This is a genomic window from Mesorhizobium onobrychidis, from assembly GCF_024707545.1.
GTDB lineage: Bacteria > Pseudomonadota > Alphaproteobacteria > Rhizobiales > Rhizobiaceae > Mesorhizobium > Mesorhizobium onobrychidis.
Window position 1 is genome coordinate 4880305 of the sequence record NZ_CP062229.1, and the last position, 13456, is coordinate 4893760.

A 13456-nucleotide genomic window follows, 5' to 3' on the forward strand; every position below is an offset into this window, starting at 1 on the left:
AACGGGCTGCGCTGGCGGCTCCGGCAATTCGCCTTCCCGTGCCACTGTCGGAGCCGCTACCACACTCCTCCAAAATACCAGTAATGGTTGAATCAACTGTTACCGCACGTGCTTTCCAGTGCGTTTTCCCAGTCGTTAGACTTTGATGGAACAGGGCCTCGCCTCGTCCGGGCGGAAGCCCGTTTTGCCCTCGCGGCTCGAAACCGGCATCTTCCTAGCCATGGGGGATGTTGCAGCGAAAAAGCCAAAAACGGTCTACGGCGCCGATATGACGCCCTATGTGTTTAGTCCCGGCATTTGATGGGTGGGATCGAGTCGGAACCGTTCGGGCTCTTTTGCCCAGATTTTGCAGATGAATTCGTGGGGCGTGAGGCCCTTGAGGGTCTTAAGCCGGCGCGCGAAATTGTAAGCTAAGATGAAGTCGGCGAGATGCCGACGCAGTTGCTCGTGATCGTCATAGTGGAAGCGCTTGACGGTGGCGTCCTTGATGGTCCGATTCATCCGCTCGACCTGGCCGTTCGTCCAGGGATGGTTGATCTTTGTGAGCCGGTGCTCGATGCCATGTTCGTCGCAGATGCCGTCGAAGATGTGCTGAAGGGCATGCCGGTCGCAGGTCCGGTTGGCGAACTGAATGCCGTTGTCGGTCAGAATGGTATGGATGGCATAGGGCACGGTCGCGATCAGGTTGCGAAGGAATTGGGCCACCGCCATCTTGCCCGCCGTCGGGTGCAATTCCGCATAGGCGAATTTCGACGTCCGATCGATGGCCAAGAAAAGGCGCAGCTTGCCCTCGGCGGTCTGCACCTCGGCGAGGTCGATATGGAAATAGCCGAGCGGATAGGCGTTGAACTTCTTCCTGGCCGGCTTGTCGGCGTCCACCTGCGGCAGCCGCGAAATGCCATGGCGCTGAAGGCAGCGATGCAACGACGAGCGCGTCAGATGCGGGATCGAGGGCTGTAGGGCATAGAGACAATCATCCAGCGCCAGCAACGTGTGCTTGCGAAAGGCGACGATCACCGCTTCCTCTTCGAGCGACAGCACTGTCGATCTTGGTTTCTTCGGGCCGGTGGGAAGATCGGCGGTCGAGATCCGGTTCCTCCACTTTCTAACTGTCTTCTGATCGATGCCGTAGCGCTTGGCCAGCGCTCTCAGGCTCTCTTGACTATGCTGTATCGCTCGACGGACTGCCTCTGTCGTCGTGGCGCGGCGGTGTAGAACCTGTCCCATAGCGCATCCTTTGATTCGGACGGCAATGATGCGCCATTAAAGTCCGGGATCAAACACCTATGGCGTGTTCATCTTCGCCAAAACCTACAGGTTGAACGCCGATGTCCTAGTGGTCCCACAGATCGGGCCAAGCCTGTCCGATCACCCGAGAAGGTTTCTCTACTTCCAGGCGCTAGAAAACTATCTCCGGTGCTTCCTTCTGCTCCAGGGCAAAACGCCGGATGAAGTCCGCGACTACCAGCACCGTTTCGGCAAAATGCTTGATGAGAGCAAGCGCCTCGGGCTTGTGGTGCCAAAGGCCGTGGAGAAGTTCATCCACTCGCGCACTCTTTCAAGTGACTACACACGCATAAGGTACGATTTTAAGCTGGATGATCCGGAGGATCCGACGCGACAGCCTCCCCCCATGCAACAAATGCAGCGTGCGGTCAGGGTGCTCGAACAGGCCGTCGGCCGCGCTGTCGAGGCAGCGGACCCAGAGTTCATAACGATGGGCGATCTGAAACTCTTCAAGATATCGTTCGGCCAATGTAAGGCAGTGATCCAAGCCGTTCCGGCGCAGCACCTTCGCGAGCGGCCAGTTGTCATTGGCTGCTTCGCGTGGCTCGCCGGCATACCAAGCCAAACCCGACGCGATAAATTGCTCCGGTGAAGGGCCGTCTCCCGAGCGAGTGATAGGCGTTCCTAGGGGCCGTTTGACGCGGCGTGGCGACCATTCGATCTCATCGGTCTCGGCTTTCTACGATTGGCGTTAACGGCGATACCGGCCTCGAGCGCAAGTCGATCGAGCTGTTTGAAAGACATTGGATTTCCCCATGAAGCCATCCGCCAGGATGGTGGTGAACCGGCCAGGCCAGTCCGTTTCCGCAAAGTGCGGGACGGTAGAAAAATCAAACGCGCCAGCCAAGGATCGGAAGGCCCCTAGTCGTCTTCCTTCTGGATCTCGGCTTCTTCCCTTAGCTTTTGCCAGTCGGCCCCGTGCTTGCGAAGCAGGGCTCGCGCTTGTTTCGGCGTCACGTCTGTGACCTCCGTCAAGTGCTCAACCTCAAGCTCTGCACCTTTCTTGACCCGGCTCGTATCGGTCGATTTCTTTCGGGCCACCTCTGCGCCTCCTTGCTCCACCGTCAGTGGCAACGAGTGTCGAACGTTGAGGTTCCACCCATGTGGAACTATCTGCCGGCCGCATGGTTTCTACCGCCTAAGGGAGACAACTATGCTTAGACTGTTGCTCGTTGCAGGCGCCCTCTACGCGGCATTCCAAATTGGTAGAGAATACGGCCGCGCCGAAGCCGAAGCGTTGCTATCGCCGCCTGTCGATGACGAGCATCGCCCGACGGCAAGCGACGAGGCAGAGTTCGGCGAGCCGCCATAGGGCGCTTGCTCATCGTCATTCGCGGGCTTCAAGTCTGGCCTGATCTTCCAGAATTCGTTCCAACTTATGCGGCGAACTTGAACGGCGCCGTCGCCGATGGTGACGGTGTGGGAAGTGGTCATAGGGGGCTTCGTGGATGGCGCTCGAGGCGGCCGTGATCTCTGCATCGAACTTGGCGACGCACGGAAAACGCGCGTCGCCAGGGTTGGCGGCAGGCTCAATAGAAAGGATACGCATTTCGGGTTCCTTAGAGGAATTACGCAGGCTAGATTCGGAGTAGCCGAGGCGCACGAATGCAGAACATTCGCGCCTCCGCTTCGGGACTTTTCGGGACTCCAGGTTCCGAAACGGGCGATTTGAGCGCCTTTCGTTCCGAAAAAAGAAAAAGGCGCCGGAGGGCGCCTTCAATAAGAACTAGGGACTTCAAGGTGCCCTTCCCGAGAGATGGGTGACAGTTCATTCCGGAGACATGGGTTACACTTTCGGCCCTTTGCAAGGAGAGCAAGGGTGCCTTGGAAGGAGTGTAGCCAAATGGATGAGCGGCTGAAGTTCGTCGCGCGGGTTCTGGATGGAGAGAAGATGGCGGTGCTGTGCCGGGATTTCGGCATCTCGCGCAAGACCGGCTATAAGATCCTCAAGCGCTACAATGACAGCGGGCTGGAAGGGCTGACGGATCGCTCGCGCCGACCTTACCGGCACGCCAATCAGCTTCCTTTCCAAATCGAGAAGCTGATTGTGCGTGCCAAGCAGGACAAGCCCAGCTGGGGCGCGCCGAAGATCAGGGAGCGGCTGGCCCGGCTCTACCCGGACGTCCACACCCCCGCGATCTCAACGGTGCATGCAGTTCTGGACCGCCACGGCCTGGTCAAGCGCCGCAAGCAACGACGCAACCGAGCGCAGGGAACGGCGCTCTCCCATAGCGGCCAGCCCAACGATCTGTGGTGTGCCGACTACAAGGGCGAGTTCATGCTGGCCGACAAGCGCTATTGCTATCCGCTGACAATCAGCGACTTCGCCAGCCGCTATCTCCTGGCCTGCGAGGCGCTCCACACGACCAAGGAGGCCTATGCCTTCACCGTGTTCGAGAACGCTTTCAAGGAGTTCGGCCTGCCCGGGGCGATCAGAACGGATAACGGTGTGCCCTTCGCAAGCCCCAATGCTCTCTTCAATCTTTCCAGGCTGTCGGTCTGGTGGCTCAGGCTCGGCATCGCCATCGAGCGCATCAAACCGGGCAACCCGCAACAGAACGGCCGCCATGAACGCATGCATCTGACTCTGAAGCTGGAGACCACCAAACCGGCCGGCGCCAACTTCCTGCAGCAGCAGGCCAAGTTCGATGACTTCATTCAGGAGTTCAACAACGAACGTCCACACCAGGCGCTCGACATGGACTGTCCGGCACAGCACTACGCGCCGTCACCGCGCACCTACACTGGCCTGCCTGACCTCGATTATCCGTTCCACGACAAGGCCGTCACCGTCACCACCTGCGGGCGCATCTGCTACAATCGCAAAAAGATCAACCTCAGCCAGGTCTTCGCCGGCCAGACCGTCGGCATCAAACAGGTCGAGGACCATATCTGGCTGGTCAGCTTCGTGGACTATGATCTGGGATATTTCGACGATGAGACATGCAGGCTCGAACCACTCCAAAACCCTTTCGGGCCAAAAGTGTTACCCATGTCTCCGGTATAAACCGTAACCTATGTGTCCAGAATGGACCCAGGACTTAATGGTCGGAGTGGCCGGATTCGAACCGACGACCCCTTGACCCCAGCAAGGGCTTCGCCGACATCAACCTGCGCCGCCGAATGCTGATGCGGTTCAAGACCCACCACGAAGCCGTGCGGAAGTGCGTCCTGCTCTACGTCGGCGACCACGATCCCGCTGGCCTGCTGATCTCCGATGTCATCAAGTCGAACCTGATGGACTGCGCCAACGTCAAGGGCGTCGACTTCGATCCGTCGCCGATCCGCGTCGAGCGCATCGGTCTGACACGCGAGCAGATCGACGACCTCGGCCTGCCTTGGATCGAGAACTTGGAGACCGGCAGCGGCAAGGACCTCGGCGATCCGGGTCACCCCGATCACCGCAAGCCCTACGTCCAGAACTACATCGCCAGTCAAGGTCGGCGAAAGGTTGAGGCCAATGCGCTGGTTCGCGATCTGCGTGGTTCGCGTGCGTTGGTCGAGGCGGCGATCAACCGCTACATCCCGGCAAGCTGGCCCGCTGAGCACGAAGCGCGGCTGGCTCCGCATCGACAGGCTGCCCGCGATGCGTTCGCGGCGCTGATCGCGGTCAGGTCATGACTCAGGCAATCTCGATCTCGCCGGCAGGACCTTCGCCACCGTTGCCGAATCCGGCGTTAACATTGCCGCCATTGCCCGCCGTTGTCAGCGCGCGACGCTGCCGCTGCCTCCGACGCTGCCGCTGCCGCTGCCGTCAATGCTGCCGCTGCCACCGATGCTGCCGGTGCCGCTGCCGCCGATGCTGCCGCTGCCGCTGATGCTGCCGGTGCCGCTGCCGTCAATGCTGCCGCTGCCACCGATGCTGCCGGTGCCGCTGCCGCCGATGCTGCCGCTGCCGCCGATGCTGCCGCTGCCGCTGATGCTGCCGGTGCCGCTGCCGTCAATGCTGCCGCTGCCACCGATGCTGCCGGTGCCGCTGCCGCCGATGCTGCCGCTGCCGCCGATGCTGCCGCTGCCGCTGATGCTGCCGGTGCCGCTGCCGTCAATGCTGCCGCTGCCACCGATGCTGCCGGTGCCGCTGCCGCCGATGCTGCCGCTGCCGCTGCCGTCAATGCTGCCGCTGCCGCCGATGCTGCCGGTGCCGCTGCCGCCGATGCTGCCGCTGCCGCTGATGCTGCCGGTGCCGCCGACGCTGCCGGTGCCGTGGTCGCCGACGCTGCCGCTGCCGGCGATGGTGTCCCTACTAGCTGTGCCTGTCGGATGGCCCTCGCCAGTGGTGAGCGGCGGGCACAAGCGACATTGCTGCCCCGCCGAGATCTGGCGCTCAATCGCCTGCGCAAATGCTGGAACGGTCGCCGTTGAGCCGAAAAATGCACTTGAAATCAGCACCATACCGGTGCCGGCGAGGAGATGATGGATGGTTTTCATTGTGTTGCTCCCTAAGACTTTCACCTTGGGTTAACAATTGAAACTCAGAGCTTGTTAAATCGGTTCCCTGCCATGTCGTTCTTAGGCGGGCCGTGGCCGGAAACTGGCCGTTTGGCAAGCGCCTGGGGTTGATTTTGAAACGCAGGCGAGCCGCTGGACGCGATCTCGCCCTTGGCTGGTCTTATGGACCGGGATGCGGCTCCCGCGCGTCCTGACGCGCCGTAGGACTCGCCAATCGCCCATCCTGCGCCAGTCTGGTCAGCCGCGCATCGTCTTCGATCCACTCGGCATGCGTCGGGTAGCACAACACCGCCCATGTTGGCGCGCCGTACCTCCGCTCAAGCTCATCGTCGCTCACGCTAAGATTGCCCCAGTACCTCGCACGCCATACTCGATCCGCCTCGGGCTCGGGCTCCGGATCGACCTGCACCCGCTTCGGTTTCGCGCCCTTGTACACCTCGACAATCAGCCGCCGCTGTTCGGCAACCGCCACGTTGAGCGCTCGCGTCGAAGCCAACGATCCTGACGTTTTCTCAGCCTGCCTCAGATCGGGCAAGCGAGCGCTGAGCCGGACGAATTGCTCGACCAAACCAGCCCTTGCGTCGGCATCAATCCCACGGTCGATCAGCGTTTTGACCGTGCTCCGTTGAAGTGGACCCCCAGAGACCTAATGAGAGATGCCGTTAAGGCCAAGTATGATCGGTAGGACGATGAAAAAGAGGATTGCGAGAACGTAGATTACGGCCTTGTTGTCGGTGATCGGCTCAACCAACCAGTGGTCATCTCCATAGCGGTTGCGCTTAAGCCAACCGCGCTCCCATCTGTCACGGGCCTTCTTGCTTCGATATGGATTTGCCGCAACAGGTTGGCCCGCGTGTCTCGCCCGATAGCCAGCCTCGTATTCCGCCGAAAAGTTGTGTCGACTGGTATTGAGCATCGCGATGCTCACCTTATCGAAATGGGTGCTGGTCTCCTCATCGTAGGAATATACGCCGTAGCCTGTCACTGGAGACAGAGACTCGTGTGCGGCGAGGGGCTTGGAGCGGCCCGCGCGCCTGTCTTGGAACTGCTTCAGCTGCCGTGCGATTTCAGCATCCGCCGCATCGCCGTGAATTTCACGCTGCTTCGCTATCCAATCAGTCCCGAATAGTTCGCCTGCGGATTCGAGCGATCCGCCCTCGCAGTACTCCATCACCAAATGGACGGCATCTGCATCTTTTGCTTCAGTTAGGTAGTGAACCTCTACGATGTTTCCGTGCCTCGCCTTCTCAAGACTTGCTCCTTCTCGCAGCAGGCCCTCTTTTCTTGCAGCCCATTTGTCTTGTGTCTCATCAGGCAGTTGCCTAAGTACTTTGACTGCAAGGCGGTCGCGGATTCCGTCGTGTCCCAAATGAACACGGCCGAAATGGCCGTGGCCGATCTCATCTTCTATTACCAAGGTGGAGCGCAGATCGGTCATTTTCGACACTTCGCCAGGATACAAAACGCTGCTTCTCTGCTTCCAGATCTTAGCTCGTTGCCGTCGAACCGTTCGTCCCAGAAGTCGTTGTCTGCTATGTAGTCATCCGCCTTTCGCTCACCGAAGGTGCGGCTGATGCTTGCCTTCGTAACGGTCTCAGTATCACAAACGCTAGAAAGCGCGGACAGCACAACACCTCTCAGCTCTGCAGACTCAAGGTGAGCTAGGGTTGGTCTTCCTTGTTGACTCACAGCGCTCCCTTTTACAACAGCACGACTTATGCCTTTCTCCCTAGCGTAGTCTGAAATCTCTTGCGCCACAGATGCGTACCCTGCCGGGCGGCTTCCTTTGGGAAGTCGCACAGTAACATCCGCGTTGATAATTATCGGCCCATCTTCGTCAGGCACATCGACGTCGACCATAACCACGCGATCCCCACCAACGGTGAGACCTAACCATCTCTTTGGCAAATCTACCCCTCTCTCTGGCGCGTTACCCTAGTACTCGTCATCGGGCCGAATCTTTACCGAGGAAGATATTCCGCTGGTGAGCCTACAAGCAAGCTCAACAAACCGTTCGACCGCTACGGTCTCTGTTAATCCGAAAGGGATTAATTACTTATGAGTAACTTAGAACGCGCCGCGGCGCGACCGCACAGCCGTGCCCACACCTTCGAACGCGCCGTGGCGCGCACGCACAGGCTTGCGCGAATGGTGAGTTTAATGACGGCAAAGCGGCCATACGCGGGCGCAAACAACCGAGGCGCGGATCTAGGAACCATCATAGGCGACTACCGTTCTGATGCGCGGCCGGTTTTCTCCATCCTTCCAGCCGCTTTCCTCGATGCCCGCCCGCCGAAAAGGCGCGGCGGGCTTTTTGCAGGTATATGAGCTAGCTCGTCTGAGTCTGGTCCGGCTTCTGCCGATCGTTGGCAGGGCTCAATCGCTTGCTGTTTACGCTCCCGCTGGGTTTCAATCTCTTCAGGTTCTTTGTCGTCGATCTTGGCTGTCTCGCTGTCGGCCTCGCCGACTGCGCGAAGCAGTTCGTCCAGCTTGGCGTGCAGCGCCTGCGTATCGCGATGCTCGGCGCGCTGGATGAACAGCGTCATTGCCCACGTCGCCAGTGTCGCTAAGGCGTGCCAATCGAAGCTGCGTCGATCAAAGATCAGCCAGAGAGCGGCGTAGGCGAAAAAGATCAGGAATGCCTGCGGGCGCGATGCCAGCGTACCAATGTGGGTGATGGCCTTCCTGACCTGATTGGTTGACATTTCCTAGACGCCTCCTATCCGGTCAGGAATCGAGTTCGAGTGGTTCGTGTCCCGGCTGCTCATGCCAGATCACCTGCCGCAGATCGCGCCTGTCGACCAGCTGTCCGCAGGTGGGGCAGGCGTAAAAATGCTCCTGTTCGGTCGCAGGCTCGCTTCCCTCGTGGCGTCGCCCGGTGATCGGCGGGCCGAGGTCTGACAACTTCGTCACCGGCGAAGCTTCTTCGCCTCGCGTTCGAGCGTGGCGCGTTCGTTGCCGTGCCGCCTGATCAGGTCGCGCACTTCTTCCGGCGTGAGATGCATCGTCCCTGGCGAAATAGTCGATCTCGTAGTCTTCCTCGGCGGAGACCCGGTTGCGGTCACGGAAATCGCGCTTGGTCTTGTCGTCGGTCATGGCTGTTCCTCCTGGTGAAAAGGAAACAGCGATCCGGGGCGGAATGTTCCACTTTGCTTATTCAAGCGAGAGCTAAGGGAACTGAAACAACCATGCTGGCCGCTATGCCGGCTGTTAAGGAAGCCTGAAGAACAACCCCATTTGACCGCGCAATCACGCGGCCGGGCCCAGACGCCAGGTATTAGGCCGTGAACTCATTAAATCGAGGCTGACAAGAAATGCACGAGCTTCCGGTCTCCAAGACCGTCACCGACACCGCTAGCGCGGTCCACTACGACGTCGTCACCAAGTTACTGTCGCCGATGGGCCAACAGTGAAAGTGACGGGCGGGTAGAACGTGGGCGCTTGCTGAAATGAGTGCATAAGCGACATTTTCTGTCGGCCTCAGGTTGACGCGATCATTGGAGAAGCGCGCTGCGGGTTTCTTCGACCCAACCGTCCGCTTCTATCTCTTTGAAAAGTTTAAGAGCGCTGTGTAGCAGTCCCTCGGCTTTATCTCTTTCAGTCGCGAGTTCAAATTTGCCAAAAGCAAGCAGGCTCTGGGCGAGTTCGGGCCGGGACTGGATTTTCTGAAGAACGTCAATACTTCGACGGAACTGCCCGTCGGCCGATTGGCGATCGCCGTTGGCCTCGTAGGCCTGGCCGAGTGCGCGGTGAGCAGCGCCGATCTCAAGCCTTGCAGTGACGCGCTCCGCGAGCTCCAACGCGCGTTCCGCGGATTGCAATCCCGCTGCAGCATCGCCTTCGGCAAGGTGCAATTGGCTCAGTGCGATATGCGGATAAATTTTGCAGAAATCGAAATCTAGGCGGCGCGCCGCCGTCTTCATTGCCGGCTCCAAAAAGGCTCGGGCATCGGAAATACGGTTTAACTTCAAACAGGCGATGGCGGCCCAACCCGAAGCCCATAATACGACGTTCCATCTCCCGTTTTCCCAAGCTGTCGATAAGTTCTCGTCGACAACCCGGACTGCGCGGTGCCAAAGCCCCTTATAAAACCAAGGCTCCGCTTCCATCGCAAACCACGAGCGCACATCCAAGTTGTGGGTGGACGCTGCAATCTCTCGGGCCATCTCCGCGAACTGCAGAGACCGGTCCAGCCTGCCGGCGCGAGCATTGTTGCAGCGGCCGGCGCCTGCAGCGAAATTACCGAGCTCTTCCAGAGCTCCGACTTGCTTCAAGAGCTTGACGGCCTTTTCGATCTTCCCGAGCGATTCCACAAGCCGTCCGGTATTACCCAGGAAGTAGGCGTAGCGACACGCGACTTCGGCCTGGAGCGCCGCGTCCCCCAAACCGGCATGTCGCTCTGCACTGACCAGCAAGGACTCTTCCAGCCAATCAACTCCTTTGTAGGACTGCAGGCGTGCTAAAGCAGCGATGTCTCCGTCAGCAAACGCGATGGCTTTGTCGACTTGGTGAAGCGCTTCGGCACGCTCTTCTTTGGTCGCGTTAGACCAACCACACCTGATTCGCGCCAGGAATGTCTCAAGGTAGGATTGCCGGTAAACCGCTGTGTCTGGAAGATGTTCAAGAGCGTGGATGGCGCGCCGGTAATGCTCGGCCGCCTCCCAACCAGCTGATCGGCTCTCGGCTTTCGCCGCAGCCAGAAGCCGGCAATTCAGGACCTCTTCCCACGCATGCGCACATTCGTAATGATGCGCCAGCAATGCGGGATCGTTGTCCAGCGACTGGCTGAGCGCACCCGCGACTCGCTTGTGCAGCTCTCTCCTCGTATCACGAAGCAAGCTGCTATAGGCAGCATCCTGAAGAAGCGCGTGCTTGAAGACGTAAGTCGCTCCCGAGGCGGTTTGGCGGGAGACCAGCAGCCCGGCCTCTACCAACGCGTCCAGAGCATTCTGGAGCGCAGCTCTGTTCAGGTCGCATATGTGCCCGAGGAGCTCGGTCGTGAACTCGCGACCAATCGCAGCTGCGGTCTGAATGACCGGCTTTCCCGTGGCCAGCCGGTCGAGCCGGGCCATAAGCAGATCCTGAAGCGATGCGGGCACATCCAGCTTGAATTCACCAGTGGCAGTTGGTTTGCCGCTTCGTGCCTCGATGAGTGTCCGAGCCATCTCCTCAAGAAAAAGCGGGATGCCATCGCTCCGATTGACAATCTCCTCAACTAGGCGCTCCGGAAGCAAGTCATCGTTTGAAAGCGAATTTAGCATTTTCTCGCACTCACGCTTGCTGATGCGATTCAACATCAGCGTCGTGACATGAGGCTGATCCGACCAGGCCACGCGGATGCCGGGGCGAGAGGTGACCAGCAGCAGAACCGGCAGGGTCTCTACCCTGTCGACCAGCCTGCTGAGAAATTCGAGCGTGGACTGGTCGCACCACTGCAAGTCCTCGAAGATGAGAACCGAGGGGCCGTTGGCGCAGGAGTCTTCCACGAGGCCCGCAAGCACGTCATAGGTTCGCTCGGTCTGTTGGGCCGCATCGAGGCTCGGCGACCCCTCTCCTCCATTCTTCGGTATTGAGAGAAAGGTAGCGAGGACCGCCAATTGCTCCTTGGTGCCGTGAGCGGACATCCGGAGCATCGCAGCAAGCCTCCTCAACTTTTCGCCAGGATCGAGGTCCAGCCGAATGTCGGCCGCCTGCTCAAGCTGCATGGCCAAAGGGTGAAACGCTCGGTCCGTGTGAGAGGGCGAGCACTGGTACGTCAGACGCGTATGCGGCCGGTCGAGGAGGCCGGCCCGCAAGGCCTCGCAAAGCCGGGACTTGCCGATGCCGGGCTCGCCCGAAATGAGGACGACCTGGCCTTCTCCTGCTTCTGCCTGCTGAAATCGTTTCATAAGCAGTTCCACCTCATCGTCACGCCCGATCAGCGGTGTACGAAGTCCGCCGTGCAGCGCCTCGAAGCGCGTCTCCTTGGGCTCTTTGCCGCTCACGCACCAAGCACGCACGGGCTCCGCAAATCCCTTCAAGGACTGCTCGCCAAGATCGGTTGTCTTGAACAGATTGCCGAGCAGCTTCCGCGTGCTCGACGCGACCACCACAGTCCCGGGCTCCGCGACGCTTTGCAGGCGCGCCGCCAGATTCGGCGTTTCGCCGACCACAGCTTGCTCACGTGCCGTACCTGCGCCGGTCGTTTCACCGACCATTACAAGGCCGGTTGCGATGCCGACACGAGCTGCAAGGGGCCGTCCTACTGCGGTGTCCAACGTTGCCACTGCCGATGTTAGTTCGAGACCCGCCTGGACGGCGCGCTCAGCATCATCCTCATGGGCGCGCGGCCAGCCGAAATAGATCAGGACCCCATCGCCCATAAACTTGGCGATGTGCCCATCCCATCGCGCGACGACTTTTGTGCAGCTTTCGTGATACACACGGATTGCGTTGGCTAGGTCCTCGGGGTCGAATTCCACCGAGAGAGGCGTCGAACCCACGAGGTCACAGAACATCACCGTGAGCTGGCGGCGTTCGGCTGACACTTCCTCCGGGGACCTAGCACGCGCGACGGGTTCCGCGACAACTTCCTCATGCTGCGCATTGTGGGTCTGTGAAAGGACGGCGATTGCATCGAGAAGCCTCCGGCGATCGCCGACCGTGGCAACGCCCATCTCCTTGAGGTCCTCCCCCGTTAAGCTTGGCAGCACATCGCGATCGATTTTGTTCCTGGCGAACGCTTCCGCGTACTCCCCAAAACCTTGGCCCTCCAGCCACTCGGCGATATCGTGCATAGCCGTTCCTCGACTGGCTACGGTCCGTTCTAAATGAGCGTCATTCCTAGTTCGCGCTATGTCGGCCGCAAGTCAATTGTCTCCGTCGGACCGGCTCACTGTCAGTTCCAAATTGGTGCTAACCCCGGAACGCAGGACGAGGCCTTGAGTGGGGAGCTGATGTGGTCCTCGTCCGTAAGTGGGTCCGAGCATGCGATATAAACTTAGCGACTCTGAATGGCGCGTCATTGCGCCGATGCTCCCGAACAAGGCACGCGGCATTCCCCGTGTCGACGACCGGCGCATTCTCAACGGCATCTTCTGGGTCTTGCGATCGGGTGCGCCGTGGCGCGATCTGCCAAAGAACTATGGTCCCCATACGACCTGTTACAATCGCTTCGTTCGCTGGCGGCGGGCTGGCGTCTGGGATCAGATCATGGATATGCTGGCTGCCAGCCATGATGCGGCGGTGCAGATGATCGACACGTCAGTCGTTCGGGTCCACCAGCACGGGGCCTGCATAGCGAATAACCGCGATCAACAAATGGGCCGTTCACGCGGTGGGCTGACAAGCAAGATTCACGCCGTCGTGGACGCCAATGGTCTGCCGGTGCGCATTGGTCTTACGTCCGGTGAGGCTCACGACAACCGGCTGTGTTCGGTTCTCCTAAGCGGGCTGCATCCACACACGATGCTGCTAGCTGATCGCGGCTATGATGCGGATTGGATCAGGGAACTCATCAGCGCGAAGGGCGCCTGGGCCAATATACCGCCCAAGCGAAATCGCAAGGAGCCCATCTCTTTCAGTCCATATCTCTACCGAGCGCGCAATCTCGTCGAGCGGTTCTTCAATAAGATCAAGCAATGTCGTCGCATTGCCACCCGTTACGACAAACTCGCTGCAAACTACCTCGCCTTCGTCAAGCTAGCATCCATCCAGCTTTGGCTGCGCGTTTTATGAGTTC

The 13456-nt window shown here is 59.7% G+C and carries 15 protein-coding genes; 5 read left to right on the forward strand and 10 right to left on the reverse strand.

The window, feature by feature from the left end; translation table 11 throughout:
- Positions 1–276: 276 nt before the first annotated feature.
- Positions 277–1227: an IS481 family transposase gene (locus tag IHQ72_RS24295; protein ID WP_258116642.1), complete on the reverse strand. Its 951-nt coding sequence runs from the start codon at positions 1225–1227 to the stop codon at positions 277–279.
- Positions 1228–1291: 64 nt separating this feature from the next.
- Between IHQ72_RS24295 and IHQ72_RS24300 the strand changes: the two genes are divergently transcribed.
- A complete protein-coding gene (locus tag IHQ72_RS24300) occupies positions 1292–1879 on the forward strand; it encodes a hypothetical protein (protein WP_258117760.1) in 588 nt (195 codons plus the stop codon).
- 269 nt (positions 1880–2148) lie between these two features.
- Here the strand turns inward: IHQ72_RS24300 and IHQ72_RS24305 are convergent, their stop codons facing one another.
- Positions 2149–2328, reverse strand: a complete 180-nt coding sequence (locus IHQ72_RS24305) for a DUF3606 domain-containing protein (protein WP_258117761.1) — start codon at positions 2326–2328, stop codon at positions 2149–2151.
- 112 nt (positions 2329–2440) lie between these two features.
- On the opposite strand from IHQ72_RS24305, the gene IHQ72_RS24310 reads away from it, so the two are divergent.
- The gene (locus IHQ72_RS24310; RefSeq protein WP_258117762.1) at positions 2441–2599 is read left to right on the forward strand and encodes a hypothetical protein; all 159 of its coding nucleotides are present in this window, start codon (positions 2441–2443) and stop codon (positions 2597–2599) included.
- Between the two features lie 15 nt (positions 2600–2614).
- On the opposite strand, the gene IHQ72_RS24315 is transcribed toward IHQ72_RS24310, so the two are convergent.
- Complete coding sequence (locus tag IHQ72_RS24315) at positions 2615–2836, reverse strand: hypothetical protein (RefSeq protein WP_258117763.1); 222 nt, start codon at positions 2834–2836, stop codon at positions 2615–2617.
- Positions 2837–3106: 270 nt separating this feature from the next.
- On the opposite strand from IHQ72_RS24315, the gene IHQ72_RS24320 reads away from it, so the two are divergent.
- Both IHQ72_RS24320 and IHQ72_RS24325 read left to right on the forward strand, forming a co-directional pair.
- The gene (locus IHQ72_RS24320; protein ID WP_374120277.1) at positions 3107–4294 is read left to right on the forward strand and encodes an IS481 family transposase; all 1188 of its coding nucleotides are present in this window, start codon (positions 3107–3109) and stop codon (positions 4292–4294) included.
- Positions 4295–4416: 122 nt separating this feature from the next.
- Positions 4417–4908 (forward strand): hypothetical protein, encoded by a 492-nt coding sequence (locus IHQ72_RS24325; protein ID WP_258117765.1) that lies wholly within the window; start codon positions 4417–4419, stop codon positions 4906–4908.
- A gap of 84 nt (positions 4909–4992) precedes the next feature.
- On the opposite strand, the gene IHQ72_RS24330 is transcribed toward IHQ72_RS24325, so the two are convergent.
- The 7 genes from IHQ72_RS24330 to IHQ72_RS24365 all read right to left on the reverse strand — a co-directional run bounded on the left by IHQ72_RS24330 (position 4993) and on the right by IHQ72_RS24365 (position 12512).
- Positions 4993–5715: a hypothetical protein gene (locus tag IHQ72_RS24330; RefSeq protein ID WP_258117766.1), complete on the reverse strand. Its 723-nt coding sequence runs from the start codon at positions 5713–5715 to the stop codon at positions 4993–4995.
- Between the two features lie 181 nt (positions 5716–5896).
- A complete protein-coding gene (locus IHQ72_RS24335; RefSeq protein ID WP_258117767.1) occupies positions 5897–6232 on the reverse strand; it encodes a hypothetical protein in 336 nt (111 codons plus the stop codon).
- 150 nt (positions 6233–6382) lie between these two features.
- Positions 6383–7174, reverse strand: a complete 792-nt coding sequence (locus IHQ72_RS24340; protein WP_258117768.1) for a ribosome modulation factor — start codon at positions 7172–7174, stop codon at positions 6383–6385.
- On the reverse strand, positions 7171–7596 hold the full coding sequence (locus tag IHQ72_RS24345) for a hypothetical protein (protein ID WP_258117769.1): 426 nt from the start codon (positions 7594–7596) through the stop codon (positions 7171–7173). The genes IHQ72_RS24340 and IHQ72_RS24345 overlap by 4 nt, the downstream gene beginning before the upstream one ends.
- A gap of 368 nt (positions 7597–7964) precedes the next feature.
- A complete protein-coding gene (locus tag IHQ72_RS24350) occupies positions 7965–8441 on the reverse strand; it encodes a low affinity iron permease family protein (RefSeq protein ID WP_309508650.1) in 477 nt (158 codons plus the stop codon).
- 22 nt (positions 8442–8463) lie between these two features.
- Positions 8464–8832: a hypothetical protein gene (locus tag IHQ72_RS36925; RefSeq protein ID WP_309508651.1), complete on the reverse strand. Its 369-nt coding sequence runs from the start codon at positions 8830–8832 to the stop codon at positions 8464–8466.
- Between the two features lie 398 nt (positions 8833–9230).
- Complete coding sequence (locus tag IHQ72_RS24365) at positions 9231–12512, reverse strand: ATP-binding protein (protein WP_258117771.1); 3282 nt, start codon at positions 12510–12512, stop codon at positions 9231–9233.
- Between the two features lie 190 nt (positions 12513–12702).
- Here IHQ72_RS24365 and IHQ72_RS24370 point away from each other — a divergent pair, with 190 nt between their 5' ends.
- Positions 12703–13452, forward strand: coding sequence for an IS5 family transposase (locus IHQ72_RS24370; protein WP_258123922.1), 750 nt, complete (start codon positions 12703–12705; stop codon positions 13450–13452).
- Positions 13453–13456: the final 4 nt, after the last annotated feature.